At 40.5% G+C, this 16,276-nt stretch carries 14 protein-coding genes and 5 tRNA genes; 3 read left to right on the forward strand and 16 right to left on the reverse strand.

Annotated elements, in window-relative coordinates:
* Positions 1-144 precede the first annotated feature (144 nt).
* Positions 145-1,035, reverse strand: coding sequence for an outer membrane beta-barrel protein (locus tag HMPREF2086_RS03000; protein ID WP_023927303.1), 891 nt, complete (start codon positions 1,033-1,035; stop codon positions 145-147).
* 295 nt (positions 1,036-1,330) lie between these two features.
* Here HMPREF2086_RS03000 and ribH point away from each other — a divergent pair, with 295 nt between their 5' ends.
* Both ribH and nusB read left to right on the forward strand, forming a co-directional pair.
* Positions 1,331-1,801, forward strand: a complete 471-nt coding sequence (ribH, locus tag HMPREF2086_RS03005; protein ID WP_023927304.1) for a 6,7-dimethyl-8-ribityllumazine synthase — start codon at positions 1,331-1,333, stop codon at positions 1,799-1,801.
* A 90-nt stretch (positions 1,802-1,891) separates the two neighbouring features.
* A complete protein-coding gene (gene nusB / locus HMPREF2086_RS03010) occupies positions 1,892-2,290 on the forward strand; it encodes a transcription antitermination factor NusB (protein ID WP_023927305.1) in 399 nt (132 codons plus the stop codon).
* 155 nt (positions 2,291-2,445) lie between these two features.
* Here nusB and HMPREF2086_RS03015 read toward each other — a convergent pair.
* The 7 genes from HMPREF2086_RS03015 to HMPREF2086_RS03045 all read right to left on the reverse strand — a co-directional run bounded on the left by HMPREF2086_RS03015 (position 2,446) and on the right by HMPREF2086_RS03045 (position 5,387).
* A tRNA-Arg gene (locus tag HMPREF2086_RS03015) sits at positions 2,446-2,522 on the reverse strand.
* Between the two features lie 13 nt (positions 2,523-2,535).
* A tRNA-Arg gene (locus tag HMPREF2086_RS03020) sits at positions 2,536-2,612 on the reverse strand.
* Positions 2,613-2,726: 114 nt separating this feature from the next.
* A tRNA-His gene (locus HMPREF2086_RS03025) sits at positions 2,727-2,803 on the reverse strand.
* A gap of 169 nt (positions 2,804-2,972) precedes the next feature.
* Positions 2,973-3,050 (reverse strand) — tRNA-Pro (locus HMPREF2086_RS03030).
* 38 nt (positions 3,051-3,088) lie between these two features.
* Positions 3,089-3,179: transfer RNA gene (locus tag HMPREF2086_RS03035), tRNA-Ser, on the reverse strand.
* A gap of 282 nt (positions 3,180-3,461) precedes the next feature.
* Entirely contained in the window at positions 3,462-4,460 is a 999-nt protein-coding gene (gene lepB, locus HMPREF2086_RS03040; protein ID WP_023927306.1) for a signal peptidase I, read from the reverse strand.
* 27 nt (positions 4,461-4,487) lie between these two features.
* The gene (locus tag HMPREF2086_RS03045) at positions 4,488-5,387 is read right to left on the reverse strand and encodes a bifunctional 5,10-methylenetetrahydrofolate dehydrogenase/5,10-methenyltetrahydrofolate cyclohydrolase (protein ID WP_023927307.1); all 900 of its coding nucleotides are present in this window, start codon (positions 5,385-5,387) and stop codon (positions 4,488-4,490) included.
* Positions 5,388-5,532: 145 nt separating this feature from the next.
* On the opposite strand from HMPREF2086_RS03045, the gene HMPREF2086_RS12500 reads away from it, so the two are divergent.
* Positions 5,533-6,345, forward strand: a complete 813-nt coding sequence (locus HMPREF2086_RS12500; RefSeq protein ID WP_023927308.1) for a c-type cytochrome — start codon at positions 5,533-5,535, stop codon at positions 6,343-6,345.
* Between the two features lie 116 nt (positions 6,346-6,461).
* Here the strand turns inward: HMPREF2086_RS12500 and HMPREF2086_RS03055 are convergent, their stop codons facing one another.
* The 8 genes from HMPREF2086_RS03055 to HMPREF2086_RS03090 all read right to left on the reverse strand — a co-directional run bounded on the left by HMPREF2086_RS03055 (position 6,462) and on the right by HMPREF2086_RS03090 (position 16,231).
* Positions 6,462-7,640, reverse strand: coding sequence for a CNNM domain-containing protein (locus tag HMPREF2086_RS03055; RefSeq protein WP_023927309.1), 1,179 nt, complete (start codon positions 7,638-7,640; stop codon positions 6,462-6,464).
* 11 nt (positions 7,641-7,651) lie between these two features.
* Positions 7,652-8,611 carry a CNNM domain-containing protein gene (locus tag HMPREF2086_RS03060; RefSeq protein WP_023927310.1) on the reverse strand — a complete coding sequence of 320 codons (960 nt, stop codon included), beginning with the start codon at positions 8,609-8,611 and terminating at the stop codon, positions 7,652-7,654.
* 349 nt (positions 8,612-8,960) lie between these two features.
* Positions 8,961-10,718 (reverse strand): L-lactate permease, encoded by a 1,758-nt coding sequence (locus HMPREF2086_RS03065; RefSeq protein WP_023927311.1) that lies wholly within the window; start codon positions 10,716-10,718, stop codon positions 8,961-8,963.
* 498 nt (positions 10,719-11,216) lie between these two features.
* Positions 11,217-12,575 carry an FAD-dependent oxidoreductase gene (locus HMPREF2086_RS03070; RefSeq protein WP_023927312.1) on the reverse strand — a complete coding sequence of 453 codons (1,359 nt, stop codon included), beginning with the start codon at positions 12,573-12,575 and terminating at the stop codon, positions 11,217-11,219.
* A gap of 203 nt (positions 12,576-12,778) precedes the next feature.
* Positions 12,779-14,260: an SH3 domain-containing C40 family peptidase gene (locus HMPREF2086_RS03075; protein WP_023927313.1), complete on the reverse strand. Its 1,482-nt coding sequence runs from the start codon at positions 14,258-14,260 to the stop codon at positions 12,779-12,781.
* Between the two features lie 44 nt (positions 14,261-14,304).
* On the reverse strand, positions 14,305-14,685 hold the full coding sequence (locus HMPREF2086_RS03080; protein WP_023927314.1) for an arsenate reductase family protein: 381 nt from the start codon (positions 14,683-14,685) through the stop codon (positions 14,305-14,307).
* Between the two features lie 42 nt (positions 14,686-14,727).
* Positions 14,728-15,258 carry a low molecular weight protein-tyrosine-phosphatase gene (locus HMPREF2086_RS03085; protein WP_023927315.1) on the reverse strand — a complete coding sequence of 177 codons (531 nt, stop codon included), beginning with the start codon at positions 15,256-15,258 and terminating at the stop codon, positions 14,728-14,730.
* Between the two features lie 37 nt (positions 15,259-15,295).
* Positions 15,296-16,231, reverse strand: a complete 936-nt coding sequence (locus HMPREF2086_RS03090; RefSeq protein ID WP_023927316.1) for a hypothetical protein — start codon at positions 16,229-16,231, stop codon at positions 15,296-15,298.
* Positions 16,232-16,276: the final 45 nt, after the last annotated feature.

Raw genomic sequence — 16,276 nt, forward strand, 5'->3', positions numbered from 1 at the left:
ATATTGTCTAAAATCGCATTATAGCTAAATTTTATTACGCATAAAAAGTGCAAAAGATTATGCTTTTATTTTTTTTGCGGTTTTTATGCAATCTTTGCACGACAAAAAGCAAAAATCTATGATGACTTAAGCAAAATAAAATCACTAAAAATGATATAAAATCCTCGCCCCGATTGAGTAGCTTTGTGTGATTTGCCTAGAGATGATATTTGATTCATCGCCTTTGTTTATGAAGTAGTGTGAGATAAAAGGGACACGCGCAATGATTTCTAAGCCCACAGATTTGCAAAGTGCGGATTGTAAGCCTAGCTGCAGTCCTGTTTCTACGCCATTTTGTCGCACGCCAAATCCTTGAGTGCTTGAGCTAGCTTGGGATTTTAGTCTATCTACACCGCTACCAAAATAATGCACCCCACCTACGCCTATTCCTACAAATACGCCGATTTCTCTAAAATCCATTAGCAAGTCTGCGTTTATTCCATAGTGGAGAGATTGGATTGTGCCAATAGAGGCTGGGGCTTCAAAGTAGTCGATGTTTGCATATCCACGAATGCCAATGCCTGATAAGAAAAAGTGTCTATATCCACCAAGTAATCCAAACCTTAGCCCACCTCCACTATATGGCTCTAGTGCGCTTGTGGCAAGCGTGCCTTTTTCGTCATATTTGATTCCTGTGTAGCTAGCTTCTAGCCCGACAAAGCCGTGCTTTGTCTTTGTTAGATTTTCGTGTTGGGATTGTGTTTTTTTGGATTGTGCGTTTGCGTCTTTACTTTGTGATTGCATTTTTTCTTGTGATTCTTGGGGTGAAGTATGATTTTGCGGTGTGTCTTGTGCGGGCTCTTGCTCTTTGCTTTCTTTGGGAGTTTGTGTGGGGAGTTGATTAGAGGTTTGCTGGCTTGTTTCTTGTGTGTTTATATCCACCTCTTTTATTTTTTCGTTTATCTCATCTGTCCCGTTTTCTGTAATAGTTTCTGTGAAGCCAAAGCTAGCGCACGCAAAAGATAACAAAAATAGTGCTTTTTGGATTTGTCGCATTTTTAACTCCGTTATGAATTTTTAAGATTGTGTTTTTGAAGCAACAAATTAAATAGCAAAAAATAAAATTCACTACTAATTTGAATTTTTAATGTTACACATTTTTTCTTAAATTCTGCATAAATTTTGATAATTTTTTGCAAAATAAACAATCAAAATCTTTGGGAGTGTGCAAAAACAATATAATACCAAGACAACAAAGAATGCAAAAATAAGTAAAAAATAGTGTAGAATTTCTTATTTATTTTTGGGTTTAAAAAAGCCCGATACCAAAACTTGATATAAGGAGAATCAAATGAATAAAATTGAAGGCAAAATCCTCCTAAAAGGTAGCGAAAAAATCGCAATTATATGCTCGCGTTTTAATCACATAATCACGGATAGGCTTATCGAGGGGGCGCAAGATAGCTTTGCGCGACACGGAGGTAATACTAAGAATTTGGACTTGATTTTGGCACCGGGAGCGTTTGAGCTACCTTTTGTGCTTGATAGGATTTTGGCTACTAAGCGATATGATGGGGTTTGTGCGATTGGAGCGATTATACGCGGTGGGACGCCACACTTTGACTATGTGAGTGCGGAGGCGACTAAGGGAATTGCAAACACCACGCTAAAATACGGCACTCCTGTGAGCTTTGGGGTGCTAACGACTGATAATATTGAGCAAGCAATAGAGCGTGCAGGCTCAAAAGCTGGCAACAAGGGCTTTGAAGCGATGAGTTCACTTATAGAATTGCTTAGCCTTTATGCAGAGTTAAAAGTGTGAATTTTGCGCGGATTTAGCTAGAAACATAAAAATAACCGCATAAAATCTAACTGTAAATTTAAGATAAAAATCTAAAAACAAAGGCACAAAATGGCGACTAGGACACACGCTAGAGAAGCGGTAATCTCGCTATTATATGCGTATCAAAGCGGCAATGCAGAAGTGCAAGCCTTTGCGTCAAGTTTTTTAGAATCTCGCAAAATCAAAAACAAGCAAAAAGATTTTGCGCTTGGGCTTTTTGCGGGTGTTATGGAGCATTTGGAAAGTATTGATTTGGAGCTAGCACAGAATCTAAAGGAGTGGGATTTTGAGCGATTGGGACAAATGGAAAAAAGCATACTGCGACTTGGGGCTTATGAGATAGCGCATACTAGCACGGATACACCTGTGGTAATAAATGAGGCTATCGAGCTAGCAAAGAATTTTTGCGATGATAATGCTTCAAGGCTGATAAATGGCGTGCTTGATAAAATCAAAAAGGTAGGGTAGAGATTCTTTGTGGGGATTTGTGATAATTGATTGTGTTTTGTGTGGATTTTGCAGAATGAAGTTTTTTATATTTTTACATAAAAAAGCGTGGCAAAGTCTTGCCTAAAGGCTTAAAAATTGCTCTTTCCAAAGAAGTTAAGTGAAGCTAAAGCAAGTGGTGCGCCCAAGAGGACTCGAACCTCTGACCTACGGCTTAGAAGGCCGTTGCTCTATCCAGCTGAGCTATAGGCGCAAAAACTCATAAGTGGTGCGCCCGAAGGGAGTCGAACCCCTAACCCCCAGATCCGAAGTCTGGTGCTCTATCCAATTGAGCTACGAACGCAAAAAACCTTACAAAAAAAACAAAAATCCTCTACAAGAGTAAAAATTTTAAGAAAAATAAAATCTAAAAAAAAAAAATCGTTTAAGAAGTAAAAAGCTATAAAAGAAGCGAAAATGGGGTGGGTGATGGGGCTCGAACCCACGACCCTCAGTGCCACAAACTGATGCTCTAACCAACTGAGCTACACCCACCATTTACACACAAGAGCGTGCAATAGCCCTTGACTTTGTGCTTATCAAATCTGCAAAAACTATGCAAATCCGCATATCCACACCTAATATCTAATAAGCTCTCCTATAAACTTGCGTTTGCAAATCTTATAAGCCACTATCAAACACAACAAAATCAAAAAACTTCAAATGGTCGGGGCGAAAGGATTCGAACCTTCGACCCCTTGGTCCCAAACCAAGTACTCTAACCAGACTGAGCTACGCCCCGATATTTGAATCTAGCCAAACGCTAGCAAAAGCCAAAAATGGCGGACAGAGAGGGATTTGAACCCTCGAGACCCGATTAAGGTCTGCACCCTTAGCAGGGGTGTGGTTTCAGCCACTCACCCATCTGTCCACAAATCCTGCAAAAATTGCAAAAAATAAAGCTGTAATTTTAATCTATACTGCATAAAATATACCTTAAAATTTAGCATAATTTTGGAATCCACCTCACAATCCACTTTTAATCTATTTCTAATCTATGCGTTTTTGGTTGTGTAGATTTTGATTGAAGTGAAAGGCTACTTATTCCCTCTTGCAATGAGTAAGCCCAGCAATGATAAGAATCTGCAATAGCTAAACTTGCAATAACTAGGCACAATTAAGCCACACTTGCTTTCTATCCTCACTATTTGTGCTACTTGCTTGCTACTTCGCTTGGGATAGATTTTGTCGCGGCTTTTTGTGTGGTTAGCTCCTCTATACCTTGCATCGTCTTAAACATTCTCTCCCATCGCAGAGAATATCGCTGCTTTGGCTCAAAATAAGCGTTTGATTCTATGCTTTGAGCGAGGTTTATGCTTAGGTAGATAAACCACGGCGTGCCTACGATATTTGAGTATGGCACACTTCCCCAAAATCGAGAGTCTTCGCTGTTGTTGCGATTATCCCCTACCATAAAGTATTCATCATCAGCGATTTTTTTGTAGAAATATTCTACTCGTCCGTTATCAATGAGTGCTTCCATAGAGATTCCGCGATATTGTGCGCTAAAGTCATAGGGCGAGCGTCCATCTTGTCTAGCTTCATTATAAATACTTGCCATTTGGTAAAAAGATGAGATTCCCTCATCATAATTCACGCCTAAATGTTTTTTTGAGTATGGCTCTAGCACAAAGAGTTTATCCCCTCTTTGCACCATTTCATAATCACTATAATGCTCTTTTACATAGTCATTACCCTCGCTTGGGTGTAGATACATTCCGCGCGGAGTGAAGAGGACTTCATCGCCACCTTTGGCAAAAGCTCGCTTGATATAGTGGTCGGTTTTTAGTCCTAGCTTTTCTAGGTGCGGGGGGATAAATATGACTATATCGCCACGACTTGGTCCCTCTGCTTTGATTAGATGCCCATTGCCAAAAAAGTCGGGCAAGATAGGCGTATTTATCCACGGAAGTCGTGGCAGGGGAATCCCATAGGAGTATTTTTTGGCAAACAAAATATCGCCCTCATAAAGCGTGCCAACCATAGACCGTGAGGGAATCACAAAGCCTTGCGCGACAAAAAATATCACAAATAGCACAAGCACAATCGTCCCTGTCCAGCTAGAAAAAAAGACATATATTCCACTTAAAAATTTCGTAGCGAAAGTTTTTGGGCTACTTTTTGTTTGGCTAGATTCTTGTGTGCTATTCATTTTTGTATTCCTTTTTTGTGGTGGTTTTTAGAGGTTTTGGGGATTTTGGATATGGTAGGCTTTTAGGGTGTTTTGCAAAAGTGCAGCTATCGTCATAGGTCCTACGCCACCGGGCACAGGCGTGATGAAGCTAGCTTTTTTGCTTACATTTTCAAAGTCTACATCTCCACATAGCTTACCATCATCTAGGCGATTTATGCCTATGTCTATGATGATTGCCCCCTCTTTTATATGCTCTTTTGTGATTAGATTTACTTTGCCAACCCCCACACAGACAATATCTGCATTGCGCGTAAATACCGAAATATCACGCGTGAAAATATGGCAAATGCTAATGGTTGCACCTGCATTTAGCATAAGCTGGGCAAGTGGCTTTCCTACGATATTGCTAGCACCGATGATAGCGACATTTTTGCCTTGTAGCTCGATATTATACGCCTTTAGTAGCTCCATAACACCTAGCGGAGTAGCGGGGGAAAATCCAATGTCTGCGCTATCATAAGGTGCGCTATTTTTATCTTGTTTTGTATTTTGTTTTTCAAGTCCGCATTGCACCCTGCCGACATTGATAGGGTGAAATCCATCGACATCTTTGTGCGGTGCAATAGATTGTAAAATCTCGTGCGTGTCAAAGTGCTTTGGCAATGGTAGTTGGACAAGGATTCCATTCACACTCTTATCGGCATTTAGCCTAGCGATTTCTTTTAGGATTTGCTCTTGGGAGGATTCTTGGCTAAAGCGCAGGACTTCGCCTATGATACCGACATTTTGACAGGCTTTTGCTTTCATATTGACATAGGCTAGGCTTGGGGCGTCTTCGCCTACTAGGATAACCACTAGCTTTGGTTTTGGATTTAGGTTTGCTACTTGGGATTTGAGGGAGTCTTGGATTGAGAGAGAGAGGGATTTGCCATCTAGGATAGTCATCAAGTGCCTTTGTGTTATTGCTTGGTGCAAATTTGGTGGATTTGGTGTGCTTTAGTTATATTTGGGTGTTTTAGACTATGGTTTTTATCGTGGTTAGGATTGAATAAAAAGTGCTATTATAATGAAAAAATATTAAGGGTTTGATATGAAGTGCATATCTTTTGGCAAAACTTTTGCAAAAATCTCGTGCGTGGCGTGGAGTGTGGGGCTAGCCCAAATGCTAAACGCACAAAATCCCACACAAAGCGGACAAAAAGAGAATACAAAGCCAGAATCACAATCTAGCGTGCCTGAATATATCTCACAATCAGCTTTAGAATCTACCTTAGAGTCTACTTTAGAATCCGCTTTAGATTCTATCTCACAAGATTCTAAAACCCAAAAAGATACAGACAAAGACGCAACTAAAGAAAGCACAAAAGAAATGGCACAGAGAGAAAAAGAATCTAGCTCAAATTCTGCTACAAAATCAAGCACACAAGAAAACACACAATCAAGTCCTACAACCTCAAAAAATGAAAAAAGCGAAAAAAAAGATGAAAAAGATACAAAAAAGTTTGGCAATATTTTTAAATCCCAAAAACTAGATTCTGCCACAAAAGCTGACTTACAAGCTGATTTGCAAAACTCACAAATAAGCAACCAACCAAGCACGCAATCAAATGAGAGCTTTATCACTCCACAAGAGTATGGCGCAAGTCTGTATGAATATCCTCGCGGAATCGGCTGTATTAAATGCCACGGCGCAATAGGCGAGGAAACTTTGCTAGCCACATACACCCATAAGGGCAAACAAAAAACACTCCTTGTCCCGCGCATAAATAATCTAGAGCTTCTCAACTTCAAAACCGCTCTAAACCAAGACAAAGGCATAATGCCAAAATACAATCTAACAGATGAGGAAATCCAAGCGATTTATCTCTATATCAGTTCCAAAAACCCCACAAGAATCAAGTAGGGTTTGTGTAAAAAATAGCGAACACTTATAAACACTGATAAGCATAGGTAGTGCGGATTACACAGCATTGGCAAATATAGATTTTATGATATTAAAAGGCTAGATTTTTACAAAATCTAGCCCCATATATTCCACCATTTTTTCTGTGTGCTTTTTGCCTCTTTTATCTTTTTTGCTTCTTTTTTTGATTTTTCATCTTTTTCTTGTGTGCGGTGTTTTTTGTGCTTTTCTTTGATTAGATTTTGTCTTTTGGCAAGCTCTTGCATATCTCGCGCTTCATCAAACTCATCGACAATCTCATCGCCTAGCAGCGTCTCAAGCACATCTTCAAATGTTACGATTCCCATAAATTGCTCATATCTATCAAGCACCACAAAAAGTTTTGTATTTGCCTCATCATCGCTTTTGTAAGAATCTTTTGTGTTTTGTTTTGTGCTATCGTTATTGGTAAATAAATGCAGAAGTTTTAGCACAGAAATATTATGCGGGACAATGTTTGCTGGCTTTGCAAATTCTCCTACTTCTTTGTCATCTTCGCCTTGCAGGCTAAGGGCTAAAATCTCTTTAGAATCCACCACCCCCACAATAGAATCTACACTCTCCCCTAGCACAGGGACGAAAGAATGGTGCGTGATTCGCTTATGTTTGATAGCGTCTTTGATTTTTTCATCGCTTTTTAGGCTAAAAACCACACTGCGGGGGGTTAGAATATCCACAGCTTGATAGTTTTTTAGGGTTAGTAGATTTTTGACAATATTTGTTTCTTTTGCACCTAGTGAGCCACCTTTGTTGCCTATTTCGCTAGCTGCCAAAATCTCGCCACGACTAATGGCGACTTTTGCTCCGCGTGTGAGAAAATGTGTGATTCCCTTTGCCAATACGACAAAAGGGAAAGTGATTTTTAGTAAATATCTCACGCACACCGCTACGCTAGGGGCAAAAGCCCTCCAATAAGTTGTGCCTAAAGTTTTGGGGAAAATCTCTGTGATATAAATCATCGCTATGGCAAATATCGTAGAAGCGATGAACTGCCACTCCTCGCCATAAAGTCGTGTAATCTCTATGCCAAATCCCGTAGAGCAAGCAGTTACCGCAAAGGTATTTAGCACCAAAATCGCGCCTTCAGCTTCTTCGACATTGGATTTTAGGTAGCGCAGGTAGCCACCTACTTTTGGGTGATTTTTTTCATAGCTTTCTACAAAAGATTGGCTAGTGCTAAGAAATACAGACTCTAAAATTGAGCAGATGAAGCTAAAGATAATCGCCACACAACAATACACAATCAATAATGTCATCTATGCTCCTTTTAGTGTCTTGAGATATTGCCCACACCTAGCACGGCATTTAGTGCGTCTTCTAGGGTAACTATGCCAACTAGATTGCCTTTTTTGTCTAGCACAGCAAACAAATGTGCGTGGCGTAGGATAAAAAGTCGCAAAAGCATAAGGACTTGCATATTTTCTTTGACAGAGGTAAATGGTTTGGCAATGCTTTTTAGTGGCTCTTGCCCTTTGTGCTTGAGATTGGCTTGGAGGATTTCTTTGCGATAGGCAAGTGAAGTGATTGTGGCAGAATCTGCGCTTAGAGGTATGCGCGAATATTTGCGCTTTTGGGATTGCTTTAGGGCTTGTTTTATGGTTAGATTTTCATCTAGGGTAAAGATAAGTTTTTTGGGTGTCATTATGTCTTTGACGCGGATAGATTTTTGCCCGATGATATGCTCTAAAATATCCATTTCTAGCTCATCTAGCGAGCCACTTTTTTCGCCCAGCTCCATAAGGGCTAAAATCTCATCTCTGCTGATTCTCTCTACATTGCCCTTGCGGAAAAAAAATGTAATCCCGCGAGAGATATACACAAATGGAAACACCACATAATACATCACTATGAGTGGATAGCAGCAGGGCAAAATGAGCTTTTTCCAATACATTGCACTAAGGGTTTTGGGGATAATCTCTGCTACATACAAAATGCTAAGCGTTAGCACGATAGCTACCACTCCAGCCCACTCATCGCCAAACACTTCCACAGATTGCACACCCACAGCTGCTGCACCCAAAGTATTGGCAAACATATTTACCACAAGCACCGCACCTACGGAATTATCAATATTTGCTTTTAGGTGTTTTAGGATTTTGCCTGTTTTGGTTAGCTTGGCACTTGCCTCGACAAAAGGTGTAGTCGCGCTAAATAATGCCGCTTCAAACGCCGAGCAAGCCGCAGAGATAAACACTGTGGCAAGAAAATATGTGATAAGTAAAGTCATAAATGCACCTTGTTGGATTTTGCCTTATTTTGATTTGGTTGTTTTGAAGTTTGATAAAAAGTATATAAAAACGATAGATAAAGGTAGTTTGCAAAAACGCTAAAATTTTAAGAAATTTCTTAGGAGTAATTATCGGCAAATTAAGTGCAATTTGGATAAAAATCACACCAAAATGTATAGCCCCAAAATTGCTACTAAGTTTTAAGCAAATTTGGGGATTTAAAAAAAAGTTAAATTTTGCTAAAGCTATTAGAGTTAGCTAAAAATTGCTAAGTTTTGCCCCCTCCACGATTTTAGATTTTGCACGATTTACGCACGATTTGCCACCTTTAATCGCGCTTCAACCCCTCTATACCTTAGGCAATGGCACTACTTCAGGGATAATTCCATTTAAAAATAGTGAGATTACCAAAGTCCAAATGCCAATGAGGATAATAAATCCTAGAGAGTATTTAAATGTGAATTTAAATAGCTCGGCTTCTTTGCCTACAAGTCCCACTGCTGCGCACGCGATAGCGATACTTTGCGGGCTTATCATTTTACCGACAACGCCACCCACAGAGTTTGCTGCCAAAAAGAGTGCTTCGCCCACGCCTAGCACACTCGCGCTTGCTTGCTGTAATGTCCCAAAGAGTAGGTTTGAGCTTGTATCACTTCCTGTGATAAACACGCCAATCCACCCAATCACAGGGCTAAAGAAATTGAACGCATCGCCTGTTTGGGCAAACGCTCGTCCGAGTGTCTCGCTCATCGCGGAGTTTTTGGAAATGAACGCAAATGAGACAACAAGCCCAATGGTGATACAAGGAATCGCCATTTCTTTTAGCGTATCCCAAAAGCACTCTGCTGCGTCTTGGGCTTTGATTTTGAGAAACCAAATGGTAAGAAAGGCTGCGAGCAAAATCGCTGTGCCTGCTTGAAGCGCGATAAGGTTGATAGGCAGGCTTAAGCCCACAGGCTTGCCATTTGTGCCAAGCAGTGTCCAGCCAAGAGAGTTGAAGTTTATAGTGATTTGGGTGTAGCTTAGCACGCCTACGAGCTTGTAGCCGATGATTTCTTTTGCTTCATTAAAGATAGGCAAGACATTATGCCAAAAATCAGGCTTTGGCAATGATTCGCCTGCTTCTTGGAAAAGCACGGGATTGCCGACTTTGAAGAGCCCTTGAAACCACGGCTGTGTCCAAAGCACGATACAAATAATAAGCAAAATAAAAGGCAACCACGCCCTAAAGACTTTGCCAAATTCTAGACTTGCGACAGAAAAGTTTTTCTCATCATCTAAGCGGAAAATATTGCTAGGCTTCCACACTTTGAGAAAGAGCGTGGTGCAAGCAAGCGAGACAATCGCAGAAGCAATGTCAGGGAGCTCTGCGCCAAGATAGTTTGAGCTTAAAAATTGTGTCGCTGTGAAGCTCACTGCTGCGACAAAAATCGCAGGGAATGTCTCTCTCACACCCTTAAAGCCGTCCATCAAAAAGACGATGAAAAATGGCACTGTAAGGCTTAGGGGCACGAGCATCCGCCCTACCATAGCTGCTACGGCGTGCTGCTCGACACCTACAAGGTTTGTCATCGCAATGATAGGAATCCCAACCGCACCAAACGCCACAGGAGCGGTGTTTGCTATAAGGCAAAGCCCTGCAGCATAAAGTGGCTTTAGCCCTAGCCCCACAAGCAATGCCGCAGTAATCGCCACAGGTCCTCCAAAGCCTATCGCGCCCTCCAAAAACGAACCAAAACAAAAGCCGATGAGAATCACTTGGATTCTGTGGTCGGGCGTGATACTCATCACGCTTTGCTTGATGACTTCAAAGCTACCTGATTTTACAGAGAGCTTGTAGAGGAAAATCGCTGCGATGATAATCCACGCAATAGGCCACATACCTTGTGCAAAGCCCTGAACGAAACTCGCACCTATGAGCGAAAAAGGCATATCATAAGCAAAAAATGCCACCAAAGTCGCCACAATCACGGTAATAAAGCCTGCTTGATAGCCCTTTAGCTTAAAGGCGAGCAAACATAGCAAAAAGCACGCGATAGGCACAAACGCGAAAAGCGCACTAAGCCAAAGGTTGTTTAGAGGGTCGTAGTGTTGAATCCACTCCATAGAATCTCCTTTTGAAGTATGAAATAAAAAGCCTCTTTATTTTATAGCGTTTTGTGTCAATATCGCATTAACTTCTTGCATAAAAAATATAGCAATGTGTAAAATAGTATCAAATATTTCAAAAATGAACAAAAAAAGTGCAAAAAATCACCCTCGTAGAATCTCACATATAATCCCTTGTAATGATAGAAAAAATCTTTGAATGTGGTGGAGTGTGAATGTGGTGGGATAATAAAATGTGTGGATTTTATAAAATCCAAAAACGCTTGGTATAATATTTTGGTTTATGTTTTTGGATTTGTTCTTAAGTGTGTCTAAAAAATGAGTGTCTAAAAAGCCTTAGGCATAAGAGTATGCCATAATAGTGCCTAAGGCGCGAAGATATAATGTGCTTGCGAAGTGTGGATATACAAGCACAAAGATAAAACAAGTGAAAATATAAAAAGTGCTATCTAGTGGCTTTGATAGCAAAGCCACTACAAACAATATCGCTAAAGTCTATGACTTTAGCTCCTCTGGTGATAAATCTGCTAAAAATCTCTCTTTATCAAAGCTAACACCCAAGTAGGAGGTAATTTCTTGGGCATCTACAAGGGCGTTTTGTAGGCAGCTTGTCGCACCGGGCGAGGGTGTCATATTGAAAGTTATGCCTTTGTTGGTAATGATTTTTTTCTCGCCTAGTTCTAGTTTTTTTGCTGTTCTGTCGATGACTTGCGGGCGCACTTCCCCGTAGCCATCTGCGTATTGTATGTCTTCTAACTTTAGCGAGGGGATAAGTTTCCTAGCGTCTTTTAAGAAAAGTCTTTTTCCAAAGTATGGGAACTCAAATATCATATTTCTTATCGCATAAGCACGGATTTCGCTATCCATTATCAAGTCAAAAAGCACGCCAAATACTTCTCTGTGGAAATCCACTTGCCGAAGTTCGCTTAGGCTTATGCCATTATACCAATGCTTCTTGCGCTCTAGCTTTGGCATAGCAATAGCAGTAGGTCCTATGCGCGTGCGTCCGTTTGCGTTTATATCTGGGTCGCCGTGTAGTGCAGCAAAGGGAAGTTTTGGATTTTGCACCATATAGACTTTACCCTTTAGCAAAGTAGGTGCGAAATAAAAGCTACCTGCCATAGGCAAGCAGCCTAGATTCATACCATAGCCCATAGATTGCGCTAGGATAAGTGAGTATGAGCCTGCATTTACGAGCACAAACTTCGCGCTTATGGCATCTCCACCTCTAGAGATGAGGTAGTAGCCTTCATCTTTTGCGCGGATTTCCTTTACCCAAAAGTTTAGCAAAACTTCGTTTTTTGGGTTATTTTCTAGCGCACGAGCTGCAAAATCCTCGCTTAGTAGCTCAAAATTCATTCCGCACCACGCTTGCCTATATCCGCTTCCTACGATATTTTCAGGTCTATCGCTTCTACCGTCTTGTCCAAGTATGATATGTGGCTCTAGCTCTTTGATTTTGTCTTTTTCAAACCACTCCATATCTGGAAATACTTCCAAAAATTCGCTATGTCGCTTTCTCATAAACTCACATTCTCTATCCCCCACGCCGATTGCCATTTTTTGCATTTGGAAAATGATTTTGTTTTGGAGGTTGTGCTTTAGGGCGTAGGTTTCGACTTTTTTGGCAGATAGGCGGACTTTTTTTGCCTTTTCTGCGGTATAGTTGGTTTCTATTGAGCCATCGTGTATGGTTTGAGAGTTTGCTTTGACATTGGAGCTTACTTGAGCTAGCCTGCCACATTTCTCCACTATGGCAATCGAGCCTATTTTGGCATATTCACTTAGCGTCCAAAATAGAGCGTTTCCAGATACGCCACCACCGATGATTGCTACATCAAAATGCTTTTCCATTTGGATTCTCCTATAATTTTTGGCTTTGTAGCCGTTTTATTTGTGTTTATGTGTGATTGTTTAGGTTTTTAGATTGGCGTTTATTATAGTATGAAATACACTAAATTCTAACTTTTTTTAACTTTTTTTTAACTTTTTTGTTTTTTATTTTTGCCTTGCAAGAGGTTTGCAAAATCCACTCTAAATATTGCTTTTTTAGGGCGTTATTCTTGGAGTTTATCTTGCAAATTTGAAATGCCTAAGATTCTATCTATAAGTAGTGTGTAGTTATCCTTTGCGTTGTTTTCTTCTCCTGCGTATAGGCTAGTGATGACTACGCCACCTAGTAGGCTTTTTGTCGCTACGCGTTTTTTCTTTGTGCGGACACTCCACGAGCTGTGTGCTACCATAGCCTTGCCTTTATACTCGCCAATGTAGAGCATAATATGCCCCTTTAGCCACAAAATACTTGCAAAAGGCACGCCATTTTCTAGGATATATTGCTCTTTTTGCTTTCTGTCAAGTTTGTCTAGCTCTATCATATTTCTTGCCCATCTACCTTGTGAATACGAGTTTCTAGGCATATATAGCCCAAAGTTTGCAAAAATATCACGGATAAATGCAGAGCAGTCTCTGTTCGCTAGATAGCCACCCCAGCCGTATTTATGTCCTATCATCGTGTTGATTATCTGTGCGGTAAGTGTGGGGCTAAAACTCTGTGGAAAAAGCATAAAATCTTTTGGCTTTAGTCTTGCTTCTATGAGAGTGGCTTTGCCTGAAATCTCACGCTTTGCGATATAGACTAGATAATCCCCCCGCACCACGCTAGCCACACCCAAAATCTGTCCCACTCTAGCGTGTGTCAAAAACTCGCCTTTTCTGTCATAGATAGGGATTTTATCTCGCACGGGTAGAATATAGGTTTTGATTTTGGTTAGAATTTCGCGCTCGTGGGTGTTTATGATAGCTAAATCCCTCACTTTTACCCAGCCATATACAAAACCACTTTGGATATGTGCCCACTCCTTAGAAGTGTCATAGTGCGTAATCATCACAGGGGTATTGGCAAAGATGAGTGAATTTTGCCACTGGTCAAATGGATAATCATCAGCTCTTTTAAATCGTGGCTTATCACTTGGCACGGCGCGGACATCGGTAGTTTCTATGATGATAGCCTTTGTAAGCGTGCTAGGGTAGGCTTTGATATTCATTCTCTCATAGATTTCTTTGGTGCTCTCTAGTGAGTTTGGAAATAGATTTTCCCCAAAACCTGTGTTTTTTAGCAGGGAGTCTTGCGCCCAAAAGACACTTTTTTTATCAGGATTTGCTTTTGTAATCTCCCACGCAGAAAAATGCTCTTTTAGGTATAGCTTGGCTAGAGATTCTAGCTTTTGCTTGGCGTCTTTGTCTTGGGGCTTTTGCTTGCTAGATTTTGCTACATAGCTTAGTGCGTCTTGGGAGTAGATACTTGGGTCTTTTGCAGGGAGGTTTATCTCTTTTATCCCACAAGAGCTAAAAAATAAACACACCCACGCACACCACGCGCACAAAGATAGGCGCGAGATTGGGTTTGGCACAAAATCCAAGCGAGAATTTGAACAAGGCTTTAAACAAATATTTGGGCAAGATTTTGAGAGAATATTTTTGCGAGTATTTTTTGCAAAAATCTGTGATATTTTGCTTGATATAGCGAGTTTATATAGCATATTTAGATTCCATATTTGCTGATTTGCGTAAAAAGGCTTAAATTTTAGGAATCGCTAAATGTAGCTTTGTATTTTGTTTCATCAAAGCCTATTAGAAATTCTTTGGGTTGTTTTGTATCTAGTGTTTCATATATCTCTATTATAGGGCGTTTGATAAGTGTGGGGTGCTGCTCTATTTGCTTTAGTTTGTCCTCTAGGTTTAGATTTTGCTTGCCTAAGCCTAGTTTTTTGTAAGTCATTCCTTTGGAATTTAGCAAAGATTCTATGCCAAATATTTCACACCAGCGAGTAATATCTGCTTGGCTTGGTGGGTTTAGTTTGAAGTCTATGAAGTCATATCGCACATTTGCTAGTTCCAAAAATTTTAGAGCCTTTTGCACGCTCCCGCAGTTTCTAATCCCATAGATTTTTGCACACTTTTTCATTTGTCTATCCTTTGTTTTGATTTTTAGCGATTGCTAGCAAGTTTATTTGTTTGGCAGGTCTGCTTTATTTAAGCTCTCTAGGGTTAAGTTTTCTAGCAGGTTTGCAATCCCGGCTTCAAGCATTTCATAGACTTTGGCAAAGCCATCACTACCTCCATAGTATGGGTCAGGCACTTCCTTACCTCCTAGCCCAAAATCCCCCAAAAGCACCACCTTGCTAGGCTCAAACCCAAGTCGCAACAAAGTGGCGTAGTTTTGCCTATCCATTGCGACAAACAAATCCACATCGCTGTGTCCATAGAGGCTTACTTGCTTGCTAGTGTAGCGCGAAATGTCTATTCCATTTTCTCTAGCAATTCCAATAGAGCGAGAATCTATCCCCTCATCATTATGAAAGCCGGAGGTCCCAGCCGAGCAAAACTCTATTTTGGCTTTGCTTTGCTTAGGCATTTTGGCATAAAGATGCTTTGCGATTCCCTCTGCGAGTGGGGAGCGACAGATATTGCCTAGACACACAAAGCAGATTTTTTTTGGAATCGTGCTTTGCAGATTTTTAGCAGAACTTGGTAGCATTTAGATTCTCCGTTTTATTACACTAAGTGGATTAAAATCAATTTTTTGTGGATTTTGGAAATGAAGTGGGTGAGGGTAGTGGGGGATTTTTCTTTTTGCGAGATTTTAGCGACTTTGGCAAAAACTCACGCAGGCTGCTTGGAGGAAATTTGCCATTTATAATCGCGCTCATAAAATCCCCACACCACGCCATTAGCGCGATGATGAGAAACAAAATCCTAGCACTGCTATAATCAGCTTGGGCAATGATTTTGGAGCTAGCACTAAAGGAGAGCACACCAACGACAAGCCACAAAATATTGGCGTATTCATAAAAAGAAAACAACTCTTTGTTGCGCCAAAGCGAGATGATAAGCAGTGCTAACGCCACATAAAACAATGCCACATCAAAGTAAAATAGTAGATTTTTTTTGGCATAGTAGGGCTGCAACGCAAGGGCAAAAAGCACAAAAAGACTTACACAAATTGATGGTTTGTATTTCTCAAGTAGATTCCCCCATTTGCTAAATGGATTTAGCCGAAGTTTGAAAGCAAGCAATAGTAGTGGCAAAAATACCAAAAGTCCGTAGCTCACGCAATACACAAAAATATCAAAAAACTTCCACAAAATAAAGCCACTTATGGTGTCATTTACTGCGTAGTTTATGCTATCGGCTTGGTATTCAAGCTGACTTTTGATGATTCGTAATACAAGCACGATACTTACAAAAAACGCGATAAAAATGCCAAGAATGGATTCTAGGGATTTGTGGTGTCGCCTTTTGCGCATATAGATACAAAATCCCACACACATAAGCACCCACAAAAACAGCAAGACATTGCTGATAAAATCAAAAGCGCGATGAGGGTAAGAAAAAATGAGAAAAAGTTGGTTGAAGTTTTGGGAGATTTGCGAGACAAGCAGGGACAAAAACACAAACACCGCAAAGAAAAAGAAAAGAGAGGAAAAAATACGGCTACTAGAAAAAGTCATCACTGCTCCTTAAAAGTCTTTAGAGGTATTGCTTTGTAAAAATCT

The organism is Helicobacter macacae MIT 99-5501 (genome assembly GCF_000507845.1).
Classification (GTDB): Bacteria; Campylobacterota; Campylobacteria; order Campylobacterales; family Helicobacteraceae; genus Helicobacter_B; species Helicobacter_B macacae.

Coding starts and splice junctions, on each gene's coding strand:
- HMPREF2086_RS03000 (WP_023927303.1), bottom strand. CDS start 1,035: ATGCGACAAATCCAAAAAGCACTATTTTTGTTATCTTTTGCGTGCGCT.
- ribH (WP_023927304.1), top strand. CDS start 1,331: ATGAATAAAATTGAAGGCAAAATCCTCCTAAAAGGTAGCGAAAAAATC.
- nusB (WP_023927305.1), top strand. CDS start 1,892: ATGGCGACTAGGACACACGCTAGAGAAGCGGTAATCTCGCTATTATAT.
- lepB (WP_023927306.1), bottom strand. CDS start 4,460: ATGAATAGCACACAAGAATCTAGCCAAACAAAAAGTAGCCCAAAAACT.
- HMPREF2086_RS03045 (WP_023927307.1), bottom strand. CDS start 5,387: ATGACTATCCTAGATGGCAAATCCCTCTCTCTCTCAATCCAAGACTCC.
- HMPREF2086_RS12500 (WP_023927308.1), top strand. CDS start 5,533: ATGAAGTGCATATCTTTTGGCAAAACTTTTGCAAAAATCTCGTGCGTG.
- HMPREF2086_RS03055 (WP_023927309.1), bottom strand. CDS start 7,640: ATGACATTATTGATTGTGTATTGTTGTGTGGCGATTATCTTTAGCTTC.
- HMPREF2086_RS03060 (WP_023927310.1), bottom strand. CDS start 8,611: ATGACTTTACTTATCACATATTTTCTTGCCACAGTGTTTATCTCTGCG.
- HMPREF2086_RS03065 (WP_023927311.1), bottom strand. CDS start 10,718: ATGGAGTGGATTCAACACTACGACCCTCTAAACAACCTTTGGCTTAGT.
- HMPREF2086_RS03070 (WP_023927312.1), bottom strand. CDS start 12,575: ATGGAAAAGCATTTTGATGTAGCAATCATCGGTGGTGGCGTATCTGGA.
- HMPREF2086_RS03075 (WP_023927313.1), bottom strand. CDS start 14,260: ATGCTATATAAACTCGCTATATCAAGCAAAATATCACAGATTTTTGCA.
- HMPREF2086_RS03080 (WP_023927314.1), bottom strand. CDS start 14,685: ATGAAAAAGTGTGCAAAAATCTATGGGATTAGAAACTGCGGGAGCGTG.
- HMPREF2086_RS03085 (WP_023927315.1), bottom strand. CDS start 15,258: ATGCTACCAAGTTCTGCTAAAAATCTGCAAAGCACGATTCCAAAAAAA.
- HMPREF2086_RS03090 (WP_023927316.1), bottom strand. CDS start 16,231: ATGACTTTTTCTAGTAGCCGTATTTTTTCCTCTCTTTTCTTTTTCTTT.